Origin of the sequence: Pseudomonas sp. OTU5201 (assembly GCF_038440135.1) — a bacterium.
Lineage (GTDB): Bacteria > Pseudomonadota > Gammaproteobacteria > Pseudomonadales > Pseudomonadaceae > Metapseudomonas > Metapseudomonas resinovorans.
Genome location: NZ_JASATC010000051.1, coordinates 1 through 21799 on the forward strand (window position 1 = coordinate 1; position 21799 = coordinate 21799).

22 protein-coding genes are annotated in these 21799 nt (G+C 64.3%); 5 read left to right on the forward strand and 17 right to left on the reverse strand.

Annotated elements, in window-relative coordinates:
- Positions 1 to 75: 75 nt before the first annotated feature.
- The gene (locus AAHM40_RS23700) at positions 76 to 852 is read right to left on the reverse strand and encodes an IclR family transcriptional regulator (RefSeq protein ID WP_342246872.1); all 777 of its coding nucleotides are present in this window, start codon (positions 850 to 852) and stop codon (positions 76 to 78) included.
- 277 nt (positions 853 to 1129) lie between these two features.
- On the opposite strand from AAHM40_RS23700, the gene AAHM40_RS23705 reads away from it, so the two are divergent.
- From AAHM40_RS23705 to AAHM40_RS23720, 4 genes are all read left to right on the forward strand, one after another.
- Positions 1130 to 1300, forward strand: coding sequence for a hypothetical protein (locus tag AAHM40_RS23705; protein WP_342246873.1), 171 nt, complete (start codon positions 1130 to 1132; stop codon positions 1298 to 1300).
- 96 nt (positions 1301 to 1396) lie between these two features.
- The gene (locus AAHM40_RS23710) at positions 1397 to 2665 is read left to right on the forward strand and encodes an OprD family porin (protein WP_342246874.1); all 1269 of its coding nucleotides are present in this window, start codon (positions 1397 to 1399) and stop codon (positions 2663 to 2665) included.
- Positions 2666 to 2858: 193 nt separating this feature from the next.
- Positions 2859 to 4577 carry an FAD-dependent oxidoreductase gene (locus AAHM40_RS23715; protein ID WP_342246875.1) on the forward strand — a complete coding sequence of 573 codons (1719 nt, stop codon included), beginning with the start codon at positions 2859 to 2861 and terminating at the stop codon, positions 4575 to 4577.
- Positions 4578 to 4594: 17 nt separating this feature from the next.
- Positions 4595 to 5419 (forward strand): aldo/keto reductase, encoded by an 825-nt coding sequence (locus AAHM40_RS23720; protein ID WP_342246876.1) that lies wholly within the window; start codon positions 4595 to 4597, stop codon positions 5417 to 5419.
- 151 nt (positions 5420 to 5570) lie between these two features.
- Here the strand turns inward: AAHM40_RS23720 and pcaC are convergent, their stop codons facing one another.
- From pcaC to AAHM40_RS23760, 8 genes are all read right to left on the reverse strand, one after another.
- Entirely contained in the window at positions 5571 to 5966 is a 396-nt protein-coding gene (gene pcaC / locus AAHM40_RS23725; RefSeq protein ID WP_342246877.1) for a 4-carboxymuconolactone decarboxylase, read from the reverse strand.
- A gap of 31 nt (positions 5967 to 5997) precedes the next feature.
- Positions 5998 to 6786 carry a 3-oxoadipate enol-lactonase gene (pcaD, locus tag AAHM40_RS23730; protein ID WP_342246878.1) on the reverse strand — a complete coding sequence of 263 codons (789 nt, stop codon included), beginning with the start codon at positions 6784 to 6786 and terminating at the stop codon, positions 5998 to 6000.
- Positions 6787 to 6795: 9 nt separating this feature from the next.
- Positions 6796 to 8157 (reverse strand): 3-carboxy-cis,cis-muconate cycloisomerase, encoded by a 1362-nt coding sequence (locus AAHM40_RS23735; protein ID WP_342246879.1) that lies wholly within the window; start codon positions 8155 to 8157, stop codon positions 6796 to 6798.
- Positions 8158 to 8380: 223 nt separating this feature from the next.
- Positions 8381 to 9586 (reverse strand): 3-oxoadipyl-CoA thiolase, encoded by a 1206-nt coding sequence (gene pcaF / locus AAHM40_RS23740; protein ID WP_342246880.1) that lies wholly within the window; start codon positions 9584 to 9586, stop codon positions 8381 to 8383.
- Positions 9583 to 10380, reverse strand: coding sequence for a CoA-transferase subunit beta (locus tag AAHM40_RS23745; RefSeq protein WP_342246881.1), 798 nt, complete (start codon positions 10378 to 10380; stop codon positions 9583 to 9585). The genes pcaF and AAHM40_RS23745 overlap by 4 nt, the downstream gene beginning before the upstream one ends.
- Positions 10380 to 11243, reverse strand: a complete 864-nt coding sequence (locus AAHM40_RS23750; protein ID WP_342246882.1) for a CoA transferase subunit A — start codon at positions 11241 to 11243, stop codon at positions 10380 to 10382. Before AAHM40_RS23750 ends, AAHM40_RS23745 begins: the two co-directional genes overlap by 1 nt.
- A 156-nt stretch (positions 11244 to 11399) precedes the next feature.
- Positions 11400 to 11900, reverse strand: coding sequence for a VOC family protein (locus tag AAHM40_RS23755; protein WP_342246883.1), 501 nt, complete (start codon positions 11898 to 11900; stop codon positions 11400 to 11402).
- A 141-nt stretch (positions 11901 to 12041) separates the two neighbouring features.
- Complete coding sequence (locus AAHM40_RS23760) at positions 12042 to 13091, reverse strand: NAD(P)H-dependent flavin oxidoreductase (RefSeq protein WP_342246884.1); 1050 nt, start codon at positions 13089 to 13091, stop codon at positions 12042 to 12044.
- Positions 13092 to 13183: 92 nt separating this feature from the next.
- On the opposite strand from AAHM40_RS23760, the gene AAHM40_RS23765 reads away from it, so the two are divergent.
- Positions 13184 to 14059, forward strand: a complete 876-nt coding sequence (locus AAHM40_RS23765; RefSeq protein ID WP_342246885.1) for a LysR family transcriptional regulator — start codon at positions 13184 to 13186, stop codon at positions 14057 to 14059.
- Between the two features lie 41 nt (positions 14060 to 14100).
- Here the strand turns inward: AAHM40_RS23765 and AAHM40_RS23770 are convergent, their stop codons facing one another.
- The 8 genes from AAHM40_RS23770 to AAHM40_RS23805 form a co-directional block, all read right to left on the reverse strand.
- Entirely contained in the window at positions 14101 to 15270 is a 1170-nt protein-coding gene (locus AAHM40_RS23770) for an iron-containing alcohol dehydrogenase (protein WP_342246886.1), read from the reverse strand.
- Between the two features lie 8 nt (positions 15271 to 15278).
- On the reverse strand, positions 15279 to 16667 hold the full coding sequence (locus AAHM40_RS23775) for an aldehyde dehydrogenase family protein (RefSeq protein ID WP_342246887.1): 1389 nt from the start codon (positions 16665 to 16667) through the stop codon (positions 15279 to 15281).
- A gap of 58 nt (positions 16668 to 16725) precedes the next feature.
- A complete protein-coding gene (locus AAHM40_RS23780; protein WP_342246888.1) occupies positions 16726 to 17778 on the reverse strand; it encodes a TRAP transporter substrate-binding protein in 1053 nt (350 codons plus the stop codon).
- A 160-nt stretch (positions 17779 to 17938) separates the two neighbouring features.
- Positions 17939 to 19270 carry a TRAP transporter large permease gene (locus AAHM40_RS23785; RefSeq protein WP_342246889.1) on the reverse strand — a complete coding sequence of 444 codons (1332 nt, stop codon included), beginning with the start codon at positions 19268 to 19270 and terminating at the stop codon, positions 17939 to 17941.
- A complete protein-coding gene (locus AAHM40_RS23790; protein ID WP_342246890.1) occupies positions 19267 to 19776 on the reverse strand; it encodes a TRAP transporter small permease subunit in 510 nt (169 codons plus the stop codon). Before AAHM40_RS23790 ends, AAHM40_RS23785 begins: the two co-directional genes overlap by 4 nt.
- A gap of 108 nt (positions 19777 to 19884) precedes the next feature.
- Positions 19885 to 20694 carry a dienelactone hydrolase family protein gene (locus tag AAHM40_RS23795; protein ID WP_342246891.1) on the reverse strand — a complete coding sequence of 270 codons (810 nt, stop codon included), beginning with the start codon at positions 20692 to 20694 and terminating at the stop codon, positions 19885 to 19887.
- A gap of 91 nt (positions 20695 to 20785) precedes the next feature.
- Positions 20786 to 21166, reverse strand: coding sequence for a VOC family protein (locus tag AAHM40_RS23800; RefSeq protein ID WP_342246892.1), 381 nt, complete (start codon positions 21164 to 21166; stop codon positions 20786 to 20788).
- Positions 21167 to 21170: 4 nt separating this feature from the next.
- The gene (locus tag AAHM40_RS23805) at positions 21171 to 21794 is read right to left on the reverse strand and encodes a trimeric intracellular cation channel family protein (RefSeq protein ID WP_342246893.1); all 624 of its coding nucleotides are present in this window, start codon (positions 21792 to 21794) and stop codon (positions 21171 to 21173) included.
- Positions 21795 to 21799 lie beyond the last annotated feature (5 nt).

Here is a 21799-nt window from a genome sequence, read left to right on the forward strand (position 1 = left end):
TCTTGGTCAGAGGGTAAATCGCTCGCAACAGCTAACGCGGACATAGCCAATGAATTCGCCCCTACAGTCATGCGATCAGACGAAAAACTCCGACGCCTGGCTCGCCGAAGTGAGCTCTTCCACCGCTGCCAGAAGCAGCGGTGCGACCTCGTGCATGCGCGCTTCCGGCAAGCGCGCCGTAGGGCCAGCGACACTGAGCACGCCAATGGCCTTGCCAGTGCGCGGGTCACGCACCACCGCCGCCAGTGCCGACATGCCCACCGAGGAGCTTTCCACCACCCAGGCGTAGCCCCGCTCGCGCGCCAGGCGCAGACGTTCCAGTAACTCGATGTTCGAGCGGGGGGCGTTGGGCCCGAAATCCTTCGGGTCGGCCACACCCTGGCGCTCCACCAGGAGCAGCGCCTCGGCATCGCTCAGGCTGGCCAGCCAGGCATGGCCGGAGGCGGTGCAGAACAGCGGCGCATCGCGGCCCATGTCGGGGTCGTAGCGCAGACCGGAGCGGGCCCCCTGGGATTTGACGATCCAGGTCAGGCGGTCATCCTCGATCACCCCCAGACGCACCAGTTCGCCACTTTCCTGGGCCAGTCGATCGAGGATCGGCTGCACGATATCCGCGCCACTGTTGGCCAGGTAGCGAAACGCCATGGCCACCAGCCGGGTGGACAGCTGGTAGCGGCTGTTCTCCTGGTTCTGGCGCACGTAGCCGAGGCGGATCAGCTCGGCCAGCATGCGGTGTGTAGCGCTCTTGGGAATATTCAGCTCATCGGCCAGGGTCTGCATCGGCAGGCCGCGCGGATCAATGGTGAGACGTTCGAGCAGGTTGAAGGCACGTTCGATCTGGCTACCGGCCATGGGGCATGGGTCCTCTTGAATGTGTGCCGATTCTAGAAGACAACGCTGCCCCCGCGAAACCTGGAACTGCGGCACGGGTTTCCACCCATCCAGCATTAGCAATGTACGGAACAGTTAGTTTTTGTTCGATGACCGAACGAAAGCGTTTCCAGCCGATTGAACGCAAGGCTGGCGGATTTCACTATCGGTCCCAAGTGCGAGGCGTTGCCGCAACCAGCCTGCGATACAAGCGACGCCTCGCCTTTTACCGACATAAATACAAGAAAGGTCGACCACGATGCTCCAGCCACCTACCCCAATTGCCTCGTCGCCCCTTTCCGGGCCGTCCTTCGATTGCGCTTCGCCTTTCGCCTCCATTGCCCTGGTCCAACTGGCCAGCGGTGAAGGTCTGGGCGATCGACTGCAACGCTGCTTCGCACGCCTGATAGAGCGCCGCAAAGCCCGCTGACGCCGCCGCAATACCAACCCTGAGCTGTATTCGCGCAACCACCGCGAAGGGGCTTTTGCGCACCCGAAAACAACAATCACAGAGGCAAGAACGAGCATGAACTCCACCCGCCGCCAGGCCCAATCCTTTGTCCCATGCATCCTCGCCGCCGCCGTTTCCCTGGCCGCCCTGCCCGCCATGGCTGCCGATGAACACGGTTTCGTCGAGGACGCGACGGCGACCCTGAACCTGCGCAACTTCTACATCAACCGCAACTTCGTGAACCCGACCTACCCGCAAGGCAAGGCCGAGGAATGGACCCAGAACTTCATCCTCGATGCCAAGTCCGGCTTCACCGAGGGGCCGGTGGGCTTCGGCGTCGACATGCTCGGCCTGCTCTCGGTGAAGCTCGATGGCGGTAAGGGCACCCGCGGCACCCAGCTGCTGCCGGTGCATGACGACGGCCGCCCCGCCGACGACTTCGGCCGCCTGGCGGTGGCCGGCAAAATGCGCGTGTCGAAGACCGAGCTGAAGGTCGGCGAGTGGATGCCGGTGCTGCCGATCCTGCGTTCCGACGATGGCCGCTCCCTGCCGCAAACCTTCCAGGGCGGCCAGGTCACCTCCCAGGAAATAGACGGCCTGACCCTCTACGGCGGCCAGTTCCGCCAGAACAGCCCGCGCAACGACGCGAGCCTGGAAGACATGTCCATGAACGGCCGCGCGGCCTTCACCTCGGACCGCTTCAACTTCGCTGGCGGCGAATACGCCTTCAACGAGAAGCGCACCCTGGTCGGCCTGTGGTACGCCGAACTGGAAGACATCTACCAGCAGCAGTACCTGCAAGTGATGCACAGCCAGCCTGTCGGTGACTGGACCCTGGGCGCCAACCTCGGCTACTTCAACGGCAAGGAAAACGGCAACGCCCTGGCCGGTGACCTGGACAACCGCACCTGGTCGGCCCTGCTGTCGGCCAAGTACGGCGGCAGCACCTTCTATGTCGGCCTGCAGAAAGTCAGCGGCGACGATGCCTGGATGCGCGTCAACGGCACCAGCGGCGGCACCCTGGCCAACGACAGCTACAACTCCAGCTTCGATAACGCCAAGGAAAAATCCTGGCAGTTGCGCCATGACTACAATTTCGCCGCCGTCGGCGTGCCCGGCCTGACCCTGATGAACCGCTACATCAGCGGCGAAGATGCCCATGTCGGCACCGTGACCGATGGCAAGGAATGGATCCGCGAGACGGAACTGGCCTATGTGGTGCAGTCCGGTTCGTTCAAGGCGCTCAGTGTGAAGTGGCGCAACTCCAGCATCCGCCGCGACTTCAGCAACAACGAGTTCGACGAGAACCGTTTGATCATCAGCTATCCGCTGTCGATCCTCTGATCCTTTGGTAAGTGTGCTTTGACTACCTCGGCCCGCCATCTGGCGGGCTTTTTTTATGGATTGCCATTCCCTCTCTCGCGAGACGACCGATTTCCGTTCGCTGACCGGCCACTTGCGTCGCCCCGGCCTTGGTCGTGGAATGTAGCGGCCATAGAATGCGGAACACAGTTCCAGTATTTAAGGATCACATGAAATGCCTGCCGCACGCCCTGCTCCAAACCGCCTCGATTGCGATCTACTGGTCATTGGCTCAGGTGCTGCGGGCCTCGCCGCCGCCGTCACCGCCGCCCATCACGGCCAGAAAGTGATCCTGGTGGAGAAGGCGGAGGTATTCGGTGGCGCCACGGCCTGGTCCGGCGGCTGGATGTGGGCACCGCGCAACCCGCTGGCACGCCGCGCCGGCATCGAGGAAGACATCGAACAGCCACGCACCTATCTGCGCAATGAGCTGGGCGAGCAATTCCGCCCGGAACTGGTGGACGCCTTTCTCCAGAACTGCCCTGAGATGGTGGGCTTCTTCGAGCAGCACACTGCCCTGCAGTTCGTCGATGGCAACGGCATACCCGACATGCATGGCGACACCCCCGGCGCCGCCAACGGCGGCCATCAGGTCATTGCCGCGCCCTATGACGCACGCGAGGTCGGCGACCTGCTGCCACGTCTGCGCAAGACCATGCGCGAGACCTCCTTCATGGGCATGCCCATCATGGCCGGTGCCGATCTGGCCGCGTTCCTCGGCATGACGCGTTCCCTGCGCGCCTTCGCCCATGTCACCCGGCGTTTCACCACGCACCTCTACCACCTGGCCCGCTACGGCCGCGCCATGCATCTGGTAAACGGCGTCGCGCTGGTGGCCCGCCTGGCCAAGTCGGCCAACGACCTGGGCGTGCAGCTGATGGAATCGGCACCAGCACGCCGCCTGATCATCGAAGAGGGCAAGGTCCAGGGTGCGGTGGTGCAGTACAACGGCGCGGAGCTTTCTATCCGCGCCAGGTCCGTGGTGCTGGCCGCCGGAGGCTTCCCCAACGACCCGGACCGGCGCAAGGCGATGTTCCCTCGCGACACCAGCGGCCATGACAACCTCGCCTTGCCCCCGCTCTCCTGCTCCGGTGACGGTTTAAGACTGGGCGAGTCCGCTGGCGGCGTGGTCGCCGACGACTTGCGCTCCCCTGTGGCCTGGGCGCCCGTGTCGAAGGTGCCCTACGCCGACGGCACCTTCGGCCACTTCCCGCACATCATCGATCGCGGTAAGCCCGGCATCATCGGCGTGCTGAAGAATGGCAAGCGCTTCGTCAACGAAGCCGGCGGCTACTACGACTATGTCGATGCCATGAACAAGGCTGTGCCGGAAGGAGAGGAAAGCTGCTCCTGGCTGGTCTGCGACCATCGCTTCCAGCGCCGCTATGGCCTGGGCTTCGCCCGCCCGGCCCCGGTGCCGCTATGGCCGCACCTGCGCAATGGTTACCTAAAGCGCGGCAACACCCTGGTCGAACTGGCCCAAGCCTGCGGCATCGACCCGGCCGGCCTTGCCACCACGGTAGAAGCGTTCAACCACCATGCCCGACGTGGCGACGACCCGGAATTCGGCCGCGGTAGCACGGCTTTCAACCGCCGCAGCGGCGATGCCTCCCACCAAGGCCCCAACCCCTGCGTAGCGCCCATCGAACACGGGCCTTTCTATGCAGTGAAAGTCCAGCCGGGCTGCTTTGGCACCTTCGCCGGCCTGCGCACCGATGGGCAGGCGCGAGTGCTGGATGAAAACGGCCAGCCGATTCCGGGGCTCTATGCTGCCGGCACCGATATGGCCAGCGCGCTTGGCGGTCACTACCCGTCCGGCGGCATCAACCTGGGTCCGGCCATGACCTTCGGCTACATCGCCGGCCGCCACGCGGCAGGTGCAACCTCGAAATAAATGACAAGGAGCACTCCATGCGGAAACTGACCACCGCCCAAGGATTGAACATGCCCCAGCTCGGTCTTGGCACCTGGCCGATGAAGGGAGATGAATGCACCTATGCCGTGCGCCAGGCCCTGGAACTGGGCTACCGGCATATCGACACCGCGCCCGCCTACGAGAATGAAGCGGCGGTCGGCGCGGCCCTGCGCCAGAGCGACGTGCCTCGCGATGCCATTCACCTGACCACCAAGGTCTGGTGGGACAAGTTGCAGCCGGCGGCCATGCGCCAATCCCTTGAAGACAGCCTGCGCGCCTTGGGCACCGATCAGGTGGACCTGTTCATGATCCACTGGCCGGCGAAGGACTGGGACCTGGCACGCAGCATCGACACCCTGGTGGCCCTGCGCGACGAAGGCAAGGCGCGCTGCATTGGCGTGGCCAATTTTCCGCTCGGCCTGTTGCGCCAGGTAGTGGAAGACCTGGGGGCGCCGCTGTCCGCCATCCAGGTGGAGTACCACGTGCTGCTCGACCAGCAGCGCCTGCTGGACTACGCCCGCAGCAAAGGCCTGGTGCTCACCGCCTATACCCCGCTCGCACGTGGCCTGGCCGCGGAACAGCAGGCAATCCGGAAGATCGCCGAGAAGCACGGCGCCTTGCCGAGCCAGGTGGCCTTGAAATGGCTACTGGAACAGGACGGCGTCGGCGCCATTCCGAAGGCGTCCAGCATGGCGAACCAGCAAGCGAACCTGGATGCGCTGAAGGTGCAGCTAGATGATGAGGACCGCGCCCTGATCGCCACCCTGCCGAAGAACAAGCGCGTGGTGAGCCCGGACTTCGCGCCGGAGTGGGATGCCTGACAGTGGGCTGTCCAACGGGGGCAACTGCGTTGCCCCTGGCGGTTGAATTGGCCCCTACAAAGGAATGACCGCACCTGCAGGAGTTTTGATGGAGCAACAAAAAACGCCGCCCGGATGCGTGGTCCGGGCGGCGTTTCTGTGTTGCGGCGGATCAGCCTTGCAGCGATTCCACCCCTAGCTCATCCCACACGGCTTCGGCCAGGTGGAACGTAGCGTTGGCCGCTGGGATGCCACAGTAGATGGCGCTCTGCATGATCACTTCCTTGATCTCCTCACGCGTCACGCCGTTGTTCTTCGCGGCGCGCAGGTGCAGCTTCAGCTCGCCTTCGCGGTTCATGCCAATCAGCATGGCGATGGTGACCAGGCTGCGGGTATGGCGCGGCAGGCCCGGGCGGGTCCAGATGTCACCCCAGGCATGACGAGTGATCATTTCCTGGAACTCTTCATTGAACGGCGTGAGGTTCTGCAGGCTGCGGTCCACATGGGCGTCGCCCAGCACTGCACGGCGAACCTTCATGCCGGCTTCGTAACGTTCTTTCTCGTCCATCTTTTCGTCCTCGAATGTGGACATCAATTAGTCAGGCAGTAAGGAAAGCCAGTACGCGCTGGCTGAACGCATCGCCGGCCTGCACGTTCGACAGGTGCGCCGCGTGGAACTCCACCAACTCGGCACCGGCAATGCGCTCCTGCATGAAGCGGCCGTGGGAGGGAGTGGTGACCGGGTCACCGCTGCCGCAAACGATCAGGGTCGGCGCGCTGATGCTGCCGAGCTGCTCGCGGTAGTCGGCGTCACGCACAGCGGCGCAGTTAGCGGCGTAGCCCTCGGGCGAGGTCTCGGCCAGCATGCCGACGATAGGCTCGACCTTGGCCGGCTCGGCCTCGGCAAAATCCGGGGTGAACCAGCGGGAGATCGAGGCGTCGCGCAGATCGCGCATGGCCTGGGCGCCACCGGAAAGCACGGCGTCGATTCGCGGGTTCCAGACTTCAGGAGTGCCGATCTTGGCGGCGGTGTTGCATAGCACCAGGCGCTCGATGCGTTCCGGGGCGTTGATTGCAAGCCACTGGCCGATCAGGCCGCCCATGGACAGGCCGCAGAAGTACGCCTTCGGGATATCCAGGGCGTCCAGCAGCGCCAGCACATCTCCGCCCAGTTGCTCGATGCTGTAGGGGCCTTCGCTGACCAGGGACTGGCCGTGGCCGCGGGTGTCATAACGCAGCACCTGAAAGTGCTGGGTGAAGGCCGGGATCTGCGCGTCCCACATGTGCAGGTCGGTGCCCAGGGAGTTGGACAGCACCAGCACCGGCGCACCAGCCGGGCCTTCGAGGAGGTAGTTCAGGTCGCCATCGGCGAGTCGTACGGCAGGCATGTAAATCTCCTAGCGCGAAAATGCGTGGTGTTCGGCCAGTGCGCGGTCCACCCAGCGGCGGGCCTGGCCAAGGTAATGGGCCGGGTCGAGCAGGCGGTCCAGCTCGGCGGCGGAAAGTTGTTCGCTGACCTCGGCATTGGCGCCGAGCACGGCGCGCAGATGGGCACCCTCTTTCACTGCCTGGCGGCAGCACTGCTCCACCAGGTGATGGGCGGCATCCCGGCCAATGCGCTGAGCAAGCGCGATGCTCACGGCTTCGGCCAGCACCAGGCCCTGTGTCAGGTCGAGGTTCTCGCGCATGCGCGCGGCGTCTACTTCAAGGCCCGGAACCACCAGCAGCGCTTGCTGCAACGCACCGGAAACCAGGCAGCAGAGTTCCGGCAGGGTTTCCCATTCGGCGTGCCAGAGGCCGAGGCTGCGCTCGTGCTCCTGGGGCATGGCGGCGAACATGGTGGAAACCAGACCCGGTGCGCGAGTGGCCGCGCCAATCAGCACAGCGGCGCTGACCGGATTGCGCTTGTGCGGCATGGTGGACGACCCCCCCTTGCCAGGCGCAGAAGGTTCAAATACTTCGCCCGCCTCGGTCTGCATCAGCAGGCTGAGGTCACGGCCCAGCTTGCCCAGGCTGCCGGCGATCAGGCCGAGCAGGCTGGCGAACTCCACCAGGCGATCACGCTGGGTGTGCCAGGGCTGGTCGGGCAGGTTCAGGTCCAGTTCACGGGCCAGGGCCTCGGCAACAGGCCAAGCCTGCTCGCCCAGGGCGGCGAGGCTGCCGGACGCACCGCCGAACTGCAGGCAGAACAGGCGCGGCTTGAGTTCAGCCAGGCGTTGACGATGACGGGTCACCGCACCCAGCACGCCGGCCAGCTTCATGCCGAGGGTGACGGGCGTCGCCTGCTGCAACCAGGTACGGCCGGCAAGCGGAGTGTCGGCGAAGCGTTCAGCCTGCACGGCCAGGGCCTGGGCCAGTCCGACAAGGTCCTGTTCCAGCAGCTCGGTGGCGGCGCGCAATTGCAGCACCAGACCGCTGTCCATGGCGTCCTGGCTGGTAGCCCCCAGGTGCACGAAGCGTTCGGCTTCCGTGCTTTGGGCGGCCACACGCTTGCCCAGCGCCTTGACCAGAGGGATGGCGGAGTTGCCAGCCGTGGTGATGGCCAGGGCCAGTGCGGAGTAGTCGTAGAGTTCGGCGCTGCAGGCCGCCTTGATGGGCGCCACGGAGTCGCCCGGGATCAGGCCGACGCTCGCCTCGGAGCGCGCCAATGCGGCCTCGAAGTCCAGCATGCCCTGCACGCGTCCGCGGTCGGAGAACACCGCACGCATGGCGGGCTGGGTGAAATAGGCGTCGAAGAGTTGGTTGCTCGGGCTGTTCAAGCCAGTGCTCCAGAATTCGGGATGGTGTTTCGTTTTATAGCAGCCAGCCCTGAGAGACCAGCGATTGCCGCGAAAGGTGGGCTGAAGCCCACCCTACAGGCATGCACAGGCGTAGCGAGCGCAGGCAGGTCGGGGGCGGCCAGCGCGCAGCAACCGGAATGTACGTCTGTACATGAGGATTGCGAGCACTGCCCAACCCCGAGATGCCAAGCTTAGTAGCCTGTCAGACCTTCTCGATGGCGAGGGCGAGGCCTTGGCCCACACCGACACACATGGTCGCCAGGCCCAGCTTGCCGCCGGACTTCTCCAACTGGTGCAGGGCGGTCTGGACCAGACGCGCGCCGCTGGCACCCAGGGGGTGACCGAGGGCGATGGCGCCGCCGTTGGGGTTGACCTTGTCGCTGTCGTCGGCGATGCCGAGCTCACGCATGACGGCCAGGCCCTGTGCGGCGAAGGCTTCGTTCAGCTCGATCACGTCGAAGTCGCCGATGGCCAGGTTCAGCCGCTCCATCAGCTTGCGCACCGCCGGCACCGGGCCGATGCCCATGACGCGCGGCGCGACGCCGGCGCTGGCCATGCCGAGGACTTTCGCGCGCGGAGTCAGGCCGTGCTTCTTCACGGCTTCGGCGGAAGCCAGGATCAGTGCCACGGCACCGTCGTTGACGCCCGACGCGTTGCCAGCGGTGACGGTCTTGCCTTCACCGTTGACCGGCTTCAGCTTGGCCAGGGCTTCGAGGGTGGTGTCGGGACGCAGGTGCTCGTCCTGGTCGACGACCGTCTCGCTCTTCTTGCCCTTGATCACCACCGGGACGATTTCTTCGGCGAAGAAGCCTTCAGCCTGGGCACGACCGGCGCGCTGCTGGCTGCGCAGGGCGAACAGGTCCTGGTCTTCGCGGGAGACCTGGTAATCGTCGGCGACGTTGTCCGCGGTCTGCGGCATGGCGTCGACGCCGTACTGGGCCTTCATCAGCGGGTTGATGAAGCGCCAGCCGATGGTGGTGTCTTCGATCTTCTGGGTGCGACCGAAGGCGCTGTCGGCCTTGCCCATCACATAGGGCGCGCGGGACATGGATTCCACGCCACCCGCGATGGCCAGTTCCATTTCGCCCGAGGCGATGGCGCGGAAAGCCGTGCCCACTGCGTCCATGCCCGAAGCGCAGAGGCGGTTCAGGGTGACGCCAGGAACACTGTCCGGCAGGCCGGCCAGCAGCAGCGCCATGCGTGCCACGTTGCGGTTGTCCTCACCGGCCTGGTTGGCGCAGCCAAGGAATACTTCGTCCAGCTGGTCCCATTTGACCTGGGGATTGCGCTCCACCAGGGCCTTGATCGGGATCGCGGCCAGGTCGTCGGCGCGTACCGGCGCCAGCGAGCCGCCGAAGCGGCCGATGGGCGTGCGAATGGCGTCGCAGATGTAGACCTCGCGACTCATTCCTCACCGCCTTGCTGGCCGTGGGCAGCAGCGGTGCGGGCTTCCAGGGCGCGCAGCGCGGTCAGCTCGGTTTCGTTGGGGGCCAGGGTCTCGGAAACGTCGGCGGCGAAACGAATGGCCCAACCGGTGTTCTCGATTACCTGCTCGCGGGTCACGCCCGGGTGCAGCGAGGTGACGATGAACTCGTTGGTACCGGCTTCCGGCTCCATGATGCAGAGGTCGGTGATCAGCGCCACCGGACCTTTGCCGGGCAGGCCCAGCTGCTTGCGGTGGTCGCCGCCTTCGCCGTGGCCGACGGAGGTGATGAAGGCCAGCTTGTCGACGAAGGTGCGATGGGACTGCTTGAGGATGATCAGCACTTCCTTGGCGGAACCCGCGATTTCCGGAGCACCGCCGGCACCCGGCAGACGTACTTTCGGGTTGTTGTAGTCGCCGATCACGGTGGTGTTGATGTTGCCGAAGCGGTCGACCTGGGCAGCGCCGAGGAAACCGACGTCGATACGGCCACCTTGCAGCCAGTAGCGGAAGATCTCACCGGTGGGCACTACGGTGTCAGCGGTTTCGGCCAGCTCGCCATCGCCGATGGACAACGGCAACACGGTCGGCTTGGCGCCGATGGGGCCGGATTCGTAAATCAGCACCACGTCCGGGGACGAGGTCAGGCGCGCCAGGTTGGCGGCCTTGGACGGCAGGCCGATGCCGACGAAGCAGACGGCGCCATTCTTCAGGCGGCGGGCAGCCGCCACGGTCATCATTTCGTTGGTGCTGTAGTCAAGGGTGGATTGAGCGCTCATCACTTGGCCTCCGCAATCTTGGCTTGGGCGATCTTCTGCTGGAACTCGCTGAAATCCTTGGTGCCACGGATGTATTCATCGATCCAGGCAGTGAAGGTTTCGCGGTTGCGGGCGATCGGGTCCCAGGCCTGGTAGAAGCGGTTGTCGCGCTCGTAGTAGCCGTGGGCATAGGACGGATGAGCGCCACCGGGCACGTGGCAGACCGCGGTCAGGGCCCAGGTGGGCAGGACGCAGGCGTTCATCGGTGCGTTCAGGTCGTCGACGATCTCTTCCACGGTAACGATGCAGCGCTTGGCCGCCAGGGCCGCTTCCTTCTGCACCCCGAGAATGCCCCAGAGCAGCACGTTGCCCTTGCGGTCGGCCTTCTGGGCGTGGATCACGGTGACGTCCGGACGGACCGAAGGCACCGCCGCCAGTTGCTCACCGGTGAACGGGCACTCGATGAACTTGATGTTCGGGTTGACCTTGGGCAGATCGGAGCCGACGTAAGCACGCAGCACGGCGAAAGGCAGGCCCGAGGCACCGGCCACATAGGAGTTGGCCAGGTCGGCATGGCTGTGCTCGTCGATCTCCAGGGCATTCGGCCACTGTTTCTCGACCGCATCACGCAGGCGATGCAGCGAGCCGACACCGGGGTTGCCACCCCAGGAGAACGTCAGCTTGCGCGCGCAACCGGCGCCGATCAGCAGGTCGTACACCAGATCGGGGGTCATGCGTGCCAGGTGCAGGTTTTTCTTGCCTTGGCGAATGATCTCGTGGGACGCGGCAGTGGGAATCAGATGGGTGAAGCCTTCGAGGGCTACGGTGTCGCCATCGTTGATGAAGCGTTCGACGGCTTCGCGGAGGGAAAGGATTTCAGCCATGGTCGATCTCGTGTTGTTATCCAGGGCGTTTCGGGCGCCGGGTGAACAAAAAGTACTCCCCGGCCCCTCACTGGACAATCCGATAATCGACTATTCGTGCGGTTATCGAACAGATGTCGATCTCGCTACCGAATGCTTTCGACGGCTGCGGCAGCCTCAGCCGTCGAAGGCTTTCTTCAGGGCCGCGATATCCAGCTTTTTCATCTGCATCATTGCGGCGAAGGCGCGCTGGGAGCCTGCCGACTGCGAGTCTTCGAGCATCTTTATCATGGCAATGGGCACCACCTGCCAGGACAGCCCGAAACGGTCCTTCAGCCAACCGCACTGCTGGGCGCTCGGGTCGCCGCCGTCGGAGAGTGTGTCCCAGTAGTGGTCCAGTTCCTCCTGATCGTCGCAGTGGATCTGGAACGACACCGCCTCGTTGAACGTGAAGTCCGGACCGCCATTGAGGGCGGTGAAGCGTTGGCCGTCCAGTTCGAAGTCTACGGTGAGTACCGACCCTGGCGCCTTGCCGTGGACATCCCGGCCCGCTTCGCCGTAGCGGCTGATAGCCGTGATTGTCGAATTGGGAAAGATGCCGATGTAGAAGTTGACTGCGGCCTCAGCCTGGTCGTCGAACCACAGGCACGGGACGATCGTGTGAATCCGCTTGCTCATGGTGCACCTCCTGGTGGGATGGATGACGATAGCCAATCACCCGCTAGTCGATTGGCGAGCCGACGGATCGACATGGCTCGGCGGATTCCTGTAGGAGCCAGCTTGCTGGCGAAGCAAAGCGGTTCGCTGGCAAGCCAGCTCCTACAGATGCATTTCCTCCACCAGTACCTTCACCAGATCCGCCGCCGGCATTTCCCGCGCCAGGGGTGCGCCCTGCCCGGCCCATTGCACGGCGAAGTCGTTGCAGCCCTTGGCGCTGGCCGCGGCGTGCAGCGCCTTGGCCGCGTCGTAGGTGTTGGGGTAGTCCGGCAGGGCCGGCGCATCGGACGTATCCAGGTCAGTCCAGAGGCGGTTGACCATGCCACGCGCCGGGCGGCCGGAGATGGCCGCGGTGATACGCGTCTGGTAGGCGCGTTCGCTCTTCAGGGCAGCACGGTAGGCGGTGTTGGCGGCCGACTCGGGGCACGGCACGAAGGCGGTGCCCAATTGCGCCGCCTGGGCGCCGAGGGCCATGGCGGCCTTGATGCCCTGCCCGTCCATGATGCCGCCAGCGGCGATCACTGGCAGGCGGCAGTTCCGGGCGATGAGCCGCACCAGGGCCAGGGTGCCGATGCCGGCGTCGCCCTTCTCGGGTTCGAACACACCCCGGTGGCCGCCCGCCTCTATGCCTTGGGCGACGATGGCGTCCACACCGGCCGCTTCCAACAGACGTGCCTCTTCGAGCGTGGTCGCACTGGCCAGCAGACGGATACCGGCGCCTTTCAGCGCATCGATCCATTCTTGCGGCGGCAGGCCGAAATGGAAGCTGACCACCGGCGGGCGCTCATCCAACAGCATCTGCGCCATCTCCGAGTCGTCGAGGAAACTCTTGTAGATCTCGCGAATGGCTGCCGGCGGTTCAGCATCGAACTCGGCAAACAACGGCTTGAGGTGCTCCAGCCAGGCAGCCTCGCGCAGGGCGTCGGCCACGGCCGGTCGGTGACAGAACAGATTGACGTTGAAGGGCCTGCTGGTCAGTTCGCGGGTTTGCGCCAGCATGGCGCGGGCCTGCGCCGGGGTGCTGGCACCGATGCCGATGGACCCCAGGGCGCCGGCATTGGAAACCGCCGCGGCCAGGGCCGGCGTGGAAACGCCCACCATGGGGGCCTGGATGATGGGGTGCTCGATGCCGAGCGATCGGGTGATGGACATGAGACAGCGACTCCGTACCAGTGAAACCTGGCCAATCTATCTCAAATAGAGAATAATTTTAAATATTCATTCTCTATTTGAGATTAAAAAGTATGGATCTATCCAGCCTGGAGATATTCCGCGCGGTCGCCCTGGAGCACAGCGTCACCCGCGCGGCCCAGCGCTTGCAGCGAGCGCAATCCAACGTCACCACGCGGATTCGCCAGTTGGAGGAAGAACTGGGCACCCCGCTCTTTCTTCGCGACGGCAAGCGCATGACCCTTACCGATCGGGGGCAGGCATTTCTCGACTACAGCGAGCGTCTGCTGGCCCTGGCGGACGAGGCGCGCCAGGCCATGCAACCGCAACTGCCGGGTGGTCGACTGCGTCTGGGCAGCATGGAGAGCACCGCAGCCAGCCGCCTGCCCGGACCACTGGCGCGCTTCCACGGGCAGTGTCCGGAGGTAGAGCTGGAGGTGAGCACCGGGACCAGCCAGGCACTGATGGACGCCGTGCTCGCGCGGCGCCTGGACTGTGCACTGGTGGCCTGGCCGCAAAGTAAAGTGTCATGGCGCGAGGAAATTGCCGCCATGGCGCTGGAAGCCCGGCCGGTGTTCGAAGAGGAATTGCTGCTGATACTCCCTGCCAGCCACCCACAGGTCGCAGGCCCGGGGGATGTACAGGTGCGCGGGTTGGCTGGCTTCGCCGAGGGTTGCACCTATCGGCAGATCGCCGAGAACTGGCTGTCTGCCGAAGGTCTACCGCCGCCCAAGGTGCAGCAGGTGGGTTCCTACCACGCCATCCTCGCTTGCGTCGCCGCGGGCTCGTGCGTCGGCATCCTGCCCCGCTCGGTGCTGGAGCTACAGCGCGAACCGCCCCTCCTGCGCCAGATTCCCCTGATGCGGGTGGAAACCCTCCTGGTTTGGCGCCAGGGATACGCAACGGCGTCCTTCGAGGCCTTCCGCGAAACATTGGCCCCCTTTGGATAGCGACCGCTGGTGGACCTGAGGCCCTCCTGCAGGTCAATCGTTCACAGACGGCCGTGCAAAGCCTTCTCGAATATCTGGCTGTAGGTCCTGGCGTCGTACTGGACCGGATTGGTGCCTGCCGACGGATCGACTTCGGCCATGCATCCGACCTGTTCGATACGCGCGTCATCGATACCGATTTCCCCCAGGCTGTGGGGGATGTCCAGTTCGCTGCGCAGATTCACCACCCAATCCAGTACCCCGGCGAAGCCGGCCTTGGGCAATCCGAGGTAACGCGCCAGCCGCGCCATCGGACCCTCGATGTGGGCGCGGTTCGCCTGTAGCACATAGGGCATCAGCACGGCATTGAGCAATCCGTGGTGGGCGTCGTACAGCGCACCGAGGGGATGGGCCAGGGCATGCATCGCCCCAAGGCCACGCTGGAAGGCGGTGGCACCCATGCTAGAGGCGACCAGCATTTGCAATCGGGCCTCGATGTCGTGGCCTTTGGTGCTGGCGCGCGGCAGGTAGTCCTTGACCAGACGCATGCCCTCCAGGGCGATGCCTTCGGCCATGGGGTGATAGAGCGGCGAACAGTAGGCCTCCAGGCTGTGGGACAGCGCATCCATGCCGGTGGCGGCGGTGATCTTCGGTGGCAGGCCGACGGTGAGTTCCGGATCGAGGATGACGATGGCCGGCAGCATCCGGGCGTGGAAGATGATGCGTTTGATGTGCACCTGGTCGTCGGTGATGACCGCCGCGCGCCCCACTTCCGAACCGGTGCCGGCCGTGGTGGGTACGGCGACCACCGGGGCCATGCCAGCGACGTTCACCCGCGAGGCGTTGTCACCGATGTCTTCGAAATCCCAGAGCGGGCGATCCTGCCCCACCATGAGGGCGATGGCCTTGCCGGCATCCAGCGCCGAGCCGCCGCCAAAGGCGATCACCCCGTCATGGCCACCGGCCTTGAAGGCCGCCACACCATCCATCACGTTCGGTCCGGTCGGGTTGCCCTTTATCTGTTGGAACAGTCCGGCGGTGAGGCCCGCATCGCGGCACTGGCGCAGGGCCGCGTCGATCATCGGCAGCGCGGCAAGACCGGGATCGGTGACCAGCAGCGGCGCCTGCATGCCGAGTTCGCGGCAGGCGCTGTTCAGATCGGCGATGCGGCCCACGCCGACACGCACCGAAGTCGGGTAGTTCCAGTTCATGCGAAAGTGGCTCGAATCCATGGCACGCCTCACAGGCTGGTCTTGAAGTGGAAGGACTTGGGTCGAGTCAGATGCTCGTAGCCCACCCGAGATAGTGTGCAGCCGCGCCCGGATTGCTTGACGCCGGTCCAGGCCAGGGCCGGGTCCAGGTAGTCGCAACGGTTGAGGAAGACGGTGCCGGCCTCGAGCCGATCGGCCAGCGCGAGGGCGCTGGCTTCGTCCTGACTGAAGATCGCGGCGGTCAGGCCGTAGAGGCTGTCGTTCATCAGCGCCAGCGCCTCTTCATCGTCACGCACCTTCTGGATACCCACGACCGGGCCGAAGGACTCTTCGTTCATCACACGCATACCGTGATGCACATTGGTCAGCACCTGCGGAGCCAGGTAAGCACTGCCGGCGCCTTCCAGGGCGAATGTCGACGGGTCCAGATGGGCCCTGGCGCCCTGCCCCACGGCGTCGCGGATCTGCGCCCGTACGAACTCCGCTGCCTCGGGGCGCACCAGCGGGCCCAGGGTGGTTTCGGGATCGTCGGGGCGACCCAGGCGGTATTGCCCAACCAGCTCCACAGCCTGCTCGACGAAAGCGTCATAGCGATCGGCGTGCACGTAGATACGTTCGATGCCGCAGCAGGACTGGCCGGAATTGAAGAAGGCCCCGTCGATGGCGGTTTCCACGGCATGGGCGAGGTTGGCGTCGGCCCGGACATAGGCAGGGTCCTTGCCGCCCAGCTCCAGCCCGGAACTGATGAAGCGCCCGGCCAGGGCGCGTTCGACCATGGCGCCGCCCGCCACGGAGCCGGTAAAGGCCACGTGACGAACCGGTTCGGCCTGGATCAGCCGTTCCGTGTCACTGTGGTTGAGGTGCAGGTACTGCAGAACGCCTGGCGGCAAGCCCGCCTCGACGAAGGCTTCGACCATGCGTTCGGCGCACAACGGGGTCTGCGCGGAATGCCTGAGCAGCACGCAGTTGCCCGCCAGCAAGGCCGGCACCACGGCATTCACCGCCGTCAGGTAGGGGTAGTTCCAAGGTGCAATGACAAATGCCAGGCCCAATGGCTCGCGGCGGATCAGTCGGGTAAAGCCGGGCTTGTCTGGCAGATGGATATCCGCCAGCGCCTCTTCGGCGATATCCGCCATGTAGCTGGCGCGCTCGACGAATCCGCGAATCTCCCCCGGCGCATAGCGGATGGGCCGGCCCATCATCCAGCAGAGCTCCTCGGCCAACTGCGCCTCACGGGCGGCAAAGGCCGCGATGGCGCGACGGACGATGGCGACACGTTCGGCCACCGGAGTGCCCTTCCAGGTCCTGCGCACGGACTCCGCGCGTTCGAGCGCGGCAACGACTTCGGCTGGCGTGGCCAGCGGGCGCTCGACGTAGACCGAGCCATCCACCGGCGATACGCAACGCAACAGGTTCATGACACCTCCTTCTGGTCAGGTGCCCGGTCCGGCCTCACTGCCGGACCGGGCCACAGCTTCAGTAGCGGTACGGTGGGCCGGCCTTGGTCATCAGTGCGTTGTACTGCTTGAAGATTTCGACGACCTTGGCGCAACGCGGGCTGGTCTTGGCGATCTCGTCCCAGAACTTATGCGCCTCATCTTCGACCGTTTTCCATTCCGCGTCGGGGATGGACGTGAGCTGTAACTTGGTGCCTTCCACCCGCAGCTTGGCTTCGCCGCCCCAGTACCAGTGCTGGCGGTAATAGTGGGAGCTGTCCATGCACAGGCGGAACAGCGTCTTGAGGTGCTCGGGGACTTCGGCCCAGCGCTCGGAGTTGGCGAAGTAGGAACCGATCCAGGCGCCGGAGATGTTGTTGGTGAGGAAGTACTTGGTGACGTTGGCCCAACCCACCGTGTAGTCCTCGGTGATGCCAGACCAGGCGATGCCATCAAGTTCGCCGGTCTGTACCGCCACTTCGACGTCCTCCCAGGGCAGCGTCACGGGTATCACGCCGAAACGCGCAAGGAACTTGCCCGCCGTCGGGAAGGTGAACACCCGCTTGCCCTTGAGATCAGCGAGGCTGCGGATAGGTTGTACCGTGGCGAAGTTGCACGGGTCCCAGGAGCCGGCACCCAACCAGGTAACGCCCTTCACTTCGCCATAGGCTTCTTCCCAGATCTTGTTCAGGCCCCATTGATGAAAAAGCGTGGGGACATCCAGGCTGTAGCGGGTAGCAAAGGGGAAGTAGCCACCGAAGACCGCTACGTCCACGGGGGCGGCGATGGAGTCATCGTCACTCTGCACCGCGTCGATGGTGCCCTTTTGCATGGCGCGGAACAGTTCACCCGTGGGTACGAGCTGATCGGCGAAGTAGAGCTGTATCTCCATCTCGCCGTTGGCAGCTTTGTTGAACGCCTCGATCGACGGTTTGATCACGTGCTCGGCCAGGGCGGGCCCGGCATAGGTCTGCAGGCGCCAGGTGATTTTCTTGCCGGACTGGGCATGCACGAACGGTGCGCCGAGCGTCGTGGCGCCCACCGCGCCGGTGGCGACGGCGGCGCCTTTGAGAAACGTACGTCTGGTACTCATGCGGTTACCTCCTGGAGAGTGGAAGGGGGTGCCAGGCACCCGCCCAACCCAGCGCCGCCAAGGGCGGCGCAGCTTCTCAGGTCGGCATGAGACCCATCACTTCAACTTCATGTCCGTCACGCCAGGAACTGCTGCTGGTCGTGCTGCCGGTCCTGACAATTCATTGTCCCGCGCCGTAGTGCCACCGGGGCAGCCACAGGGCGATGTCGGGGAAGATCATTACAAGCGCCAGGGTGACGATCATCACGATCACGAAGGGCCCCACGGAGACATAGATGTCCCTCAAGGTCACTTCCGGCGGCGCCATTGCTCGCATCAGAAAGAGGTTGTAGCCAAAGGGTGGCGTCATGTAGGCCATCTGGCAGGTGATGGTGTAGAGCACGCCGTACCAGACCAGGTCAAAGCCCAGCGCGCCCACCAGCGGTACATAGAGCGGTGCGACGATGACCAGCATGGCGGTGTCATCGAGGAACATGCCCATGATGATGAAGGACAGCTGCATCAGGATAAGGATATGCCAGGGACCCAAACCCATCTCCTCGACGAACACCCCCTCGATGGCCTTGACCGCACCGAGGCCGTCGAACACTGCACCGAAGCACAGCGCGGCAAGGATGATCCACATGAACATGCAGGTGATGCCCAGCGTCTTGCGCAGGGTGTCCTCCATCACCTGACGAGTCAGGCGCCCCTGGAACAGCGCTGCCAGGGTGGCGGCGAGCGCCCCTACGGCGGAACTTTCCACCAGGCTGGTGTAGCCCAGCAGGAACAGCCCGGTCATGGTCAGGAAGATGAACAGCGGCACCAACCCTGCGCGCAGCAGGCGAATGCGCTCGCCCCACGTGATCTGCTCGCGCTCCTCACGACTCAGCGGTGGCCCGAGCTGCGGTTGCAGGCGACAGCGGATGACGATGTAGAGGATGAAGAGCGCCGCCATCAACAGGCCGGGGAACACACCCGCCAGCCATAACTGTCCCACGGGTTGGCGGGCGATCATGCCGTAGAGCACCAGCACGACGCTGGGGGGAATCAGGATACCGAGCGTACTGCCCGCCTGAATCACCCCGGTGACCATGATCTTGTCGTAGCCCCGTCGGAGGAGTTCTGGCATGGCGATGGTCGCGCCAATGGCCATGCCCGCGACGCTGAGACCGTTCATGGCCGCGATCACCACCATCAGGAAAATGGTGCCGATGGCCAATCCGCCGTGTAGTGGTCCCATCCAGACGTGAAACATGCGGTAGAGGTCGTCGGCAATGCGCGACTCGGAAAGCATGTAGCCCATGAACACGAACATCGGCAAGGTCAGCAGCGGATACCACTTCATCAGCTTCATGGCGGCACTGAAGGCCATCTCCGAGCCGCCATCGCCCCATAGCAACAGCGAGGCCGCAGCGGCGACGAAGCCGATGGCACCGAACACCCGCTTGCCGGTAAGCAGGAGCAGCATCATCGAACTGAACATCAGCAGTGCGATGAGCTCGTAGCTCATGGAAGCTCCTTGCCCAGGATCACGGCCAGGTCACGGAAGAAGTTGGCGATGGCCTGCAGCAGCATCAACAGGATGCCGAACGTCATCACCACCTTGATCGGTGCCATCTGCGGCGACCAGGACGAGTAGCTGGTTTCCTTGTACTCCAGGGCGTACTGGGTCGAAGAGATGCCACCGTAGAGCAGCAACGCCAGGTAGAAGAGCAGGAAGCCGACCGTGAGCGCATCGAGGATTGCCCGCGTCCGGGCGCTGAAACGCCCGTAGATCAGGTCCATGCGCACATGAGCATCGAGCTGCATGGAGTAGGCGCCGCCCAGTAGAAAGTAGGCGACCATCAGGAACTGGGCGGACTCCAGGGTCCAGATCGACGGCGTGAAGAAGGTCTTGGAAGTCGACGAATACAGGAGGACGGCCAGCATCACGAAAATCAGGTACATGGCGAAGCGGCCAACCACACGGTTGAACCATTCCACTCCCCTGATATAGGCGCCTATGGCATTGAACATGCCGCGAATCCCGCAAGAGTTGCCGTCTTCCGAAACTCTAGCCGATGGCCGGAGAATGCCAAGGCGCCGACACCCTGCACGTTGCGTACAGGGTGCATCAGCCGAGCATCAAGGTTGCGCGAAGGCTTCCTTGAACAGTTCCTGCATGTCGTTCCAGGAATTTTCGTCGGCGACTTTGCTGTAGCCCAGGTCAGGCCCCTTCTCGCTGCCATGCCCGGCATGACTGAGTCGATCGGCGTCCGGATTGGTGAAGCTGTGTTTGGCGTCGGGTTGGACGACGACACGGTAATCGGCCTTGGCGTTGTCGAACTCCTCCTTGAACGAATTGACCGAAGCAATGGGTACCAGGGTGTCCTTCTCACCATGCTCCACCAGCACCTTGGCCTTGATGTCGCCCGGCTTGGCCGCCGAGGTGGCGGCCAGAACACCGTGGAAACTCACTACTGCCGCCAGGGGCACACCCGCGCGGGCCATGTCGAGTACGACCTTGCCACCGAAGCAGTAGCCGATAGCGGCAAGCTTGCTGGCATCGGTCTGGGGCTGCGCTTTGAGCAGATCGAGTCCGGCGAGGAAGCGCGCCTTGGCCGCCGGCGCGCTGGCCAGGGCTGCCTCCATGAAACCTTGGGCATCGGCCGGATGCTCGGTGTTCTTGCCATCGCCGTACATGTCGATCGCCAGGGCGCTGTAGCCCAAGGCAGCGAGGTCGCGGGCGCGGCGCTTGGCGTAGTCATTGAGGCCCCACCACTCGTGGACTACCACCACACCAGGTCGCTTGCCGGCGATGGCATCGTCGTACGCGTAATAGCCGATCAGGGCGGTACCGTCCGGGCCCTTGTATGGGATTTCACGGGTCTTGATCTCGGCCTGGGCAAGACCGGTTCCCAAGAGCAGTGCAAACAGAAGCGCGATCCTGGACATGCTGTATTCCTCCAACCTGAAATGGATTCCAGCGATTGCATCCAGTGTCGCGGGTTTAGCGGATTTCGCCAGCGATTAAGAATGAAAAGCCTTACTCGGGATAGCGGCCGACTTCGATGAGGTTGCCATCTGGATCGCGGAAGTAGACCGATTCGATCGGGCCGAGGGCTCCGGTTCGCATTACCGGCCCCTCCTCCACATCGACGCCCTGCTCCGTCAGATGCTCCAGCACCCGCTCCAGGGGCCAGCGGGTGATCAGGCAAAGGTCGATGGCGCCAGGCGTTGGGAATGCTGCCTTGGGTTCGAACTCCCGACCAGCCTGGTGCAGGTTGAATTTCTGCTGGCCGAACGCCAGGGCGTGGCGGCCATTGCCGAAGGTTTCGTGATGCATCCCTAGCACCCGCTGGTAGAACGCCAGGGTGCGGGGAATATCGGCGACGGTGAGCACGAGGTGGTCCAGGCGTTCAAGCATGGCGTCAGTCCCGATCGAGCAGGTGGAAGCGCGGCAGCGAGAGTTTCCAGTGGATGGCCGCCAGGCGAATCAGCAGCACCACCAGCATGGCCGCGGCGGTGGCCAGCCAGGCAGGCAGCGCGACCTCGCGCAGCCCCAGGAAGATCAGGGAACCGGCAATGCAGGCAATGGCGTAGATCTCTTTCTGGAAGATCAGCGGCACCTCGTTGCAGATGATGTCGCGCAGCACACCACCGCCGACGGCTGTGATTACACCCATGATCACCGCCGTGCCCGGCTGCAGGTTGTGCTGAAGGGCGACATCGGTGCCGTAGACGGTAAACACCGCGAGGCCGAAGGCGTCCGCCAGCAACAGGCCGGTCTCGTTGATCGGCCGAGTCAGGCGCACCCAGAGCACCGTGCCCACGGCCGCCAGGGAGGCAACCAGGATGTAGGTATCGTCCCTGATCCAGCTCACTGGGTGGTTACCAAGGATGACGTCACGCAGAGTGCCACCACCGAGGGCAGTGATGATGGCGATCACCAGCACGCCGAACAGGTCCATCGACTTGCGGCCCGCCATCAGGGCGCCGGTGATGGCGAAGACAGCCACGCCAAACAGGTCGGAAAGATAGAGGAGCTGCTCCATTCAGG

Excerpts from the sequence above, each read along its gene's own strand:
- AAHM40_RS23750 (WP_342246882.1), bottom strand. The coding sequence starts at position 11,243 with ATGGCTGAAATCCTTTCCCTCCGCGAAGCCGTCGAACGCTTCATCAAC.
- AAHM40_RS23715 (WP_342246875.1), top strand. The coding sequence starts at position 2,859 with ATGCCTGCCGCACGCCCTGCTCCAAACCGCCTCGATTGCGATCTACTG.
- AAHM40_RS23800 (WP_342246892.1), bottom strand. The coding sequence starts at position 21,166 with ATGCTTGAACGCCTGGACCACCTCGTGCTCACCGTCGCCGATATTCCC.
- AAHM40_RS23710 (WP_342246874.1), top strand. The coding sequence starts at position 1,397 with ATGAACTCCACCCGCCGCCAGGCCCAATCCTTTGTCCCATGCATCCTC.
- AAHM40_RS23785 (WP_342246889.1), bottom strand. The coding sequence starts at position 19,270 with ATGAGCTACGAGCTCATCGCACTGCTGATGTTCAGTTCGATGATGCTG.
- AAHM40_RS23795 (WP_342246891.1), bottom strand. The coding sequence starts at position 20,694 with ATGTCCAGGATCGCGCTTCTGTTTGCACTGCTCTTGGGAACCGGTCTT.
- AAHM40_RS23760 (WP_342246884.1), bottom strand. The coding sequence starts at position 13,091 with ATGTCCATCACCCGATCGCTCGGCATCGAGCACCCCATCATCCAGGCC.
- AAHM40_RS23780 (WP_342246888.1), bottom strand. The coding sequence starts at position 17,778 with ATGAGTACCAGACGTACGTTTCTCAAAGGCGCCGCCGTCGCCACCGGC.
- AAHM40_RS23700 (WP_342246872.1), bottom strand. The coding sequence starts at position 852 with ATGGCCGGTAGCCAGATCGAACGTGCCTTCAACCTGCTCGAACGTCTC.
- AAHM40_RS23775 (WP_342246887.1), bottom strand. The coding sequence starts at position 16,667 with ATGAACCTGTTGCGTTGCGTATCGCCGGTGGATGGCTCGGTCTACGTC.
- pcaF (WP_342246880.1), bottom strand. The coding sequence starts at position 9,586 with ATGAGTCGCGAGGTCTACATCTGCGACGCCATTCGCACGCCCATCGGC.
- AAHM40_RS23790 (WP_342246890.1), bottom strand. The coding sequence starts at position 19,776 with ATGTTCAATGCCATAGGCGCCTATATCAGGGGAGTGGAATGGTTCAAC.
- AAHM40_RS23720 (WP_342246876.1), top strand. The coding sequence starts at position 4,595 with ATGCGGAAACTGACCACCGCCCAAGGATTGAACATGCCCCAGCTCGGT.
- AAHM40_RS23755 (WP_342246883.1), bottom strand. The coding sequence starts at position 11,900 with ATGAGCAAGCGGATTCACACGATCGTCCCGTGCCTGTGGTTCGACGAC.
- AAHM40_RS23745 (WP_342246881.1), bottom strand. The coding sequence starts at position 10,380 with ATGAGCGCTCAATCCACCCTTGACTACAGCACCAACGAAATGATGACC.
- pcaC (WP_342246877.1), bottom strand. The coding sequence starts at position 5,966 with ATGGACGAGAAAGAACGTTACGAAGCCGGCATGAAGGTTCGCCGTGCA.
- pcaD (WP_342246878.1), bottom strand. The coding sequence starts at position 6,786 with ATGCCTGCCGTACGACTCGCCGATGGCGACCTGAACTACCTCCTCGAA.
- AAHM40_RS23770 (WP_342246886.1), bottom strand. The coding sequence starts at position 15,270 with ATGGATTCGAGCCACTTTCGCATGAACTGGAACTACCCGACTTCGGTG.
- AAHM40_RS23705 (WP_342246873.1), top strand. The coding sequence starts at position 1,130 with ATGCTCCAGCCACCTACCCCAATTGCCTCGTCGCCCCTTTCCGGGCCG.
- AAHM40_RS23805 (WP_342246893.1), bottom strand. The coding sequence starts at position 21,794 with ATGGAGCAGCTCCTCTATCTTTCCGACCTGTTTGGCGTGGCTGTCTTC.
- AAHM40_RS23765 (WP_342246885.1), top strand. The coding sequence starts at position 13,184 with ATGGATCTATCCAGCCTGGAGATATTCCGCGCGGTCGCCCTGGAGCAC.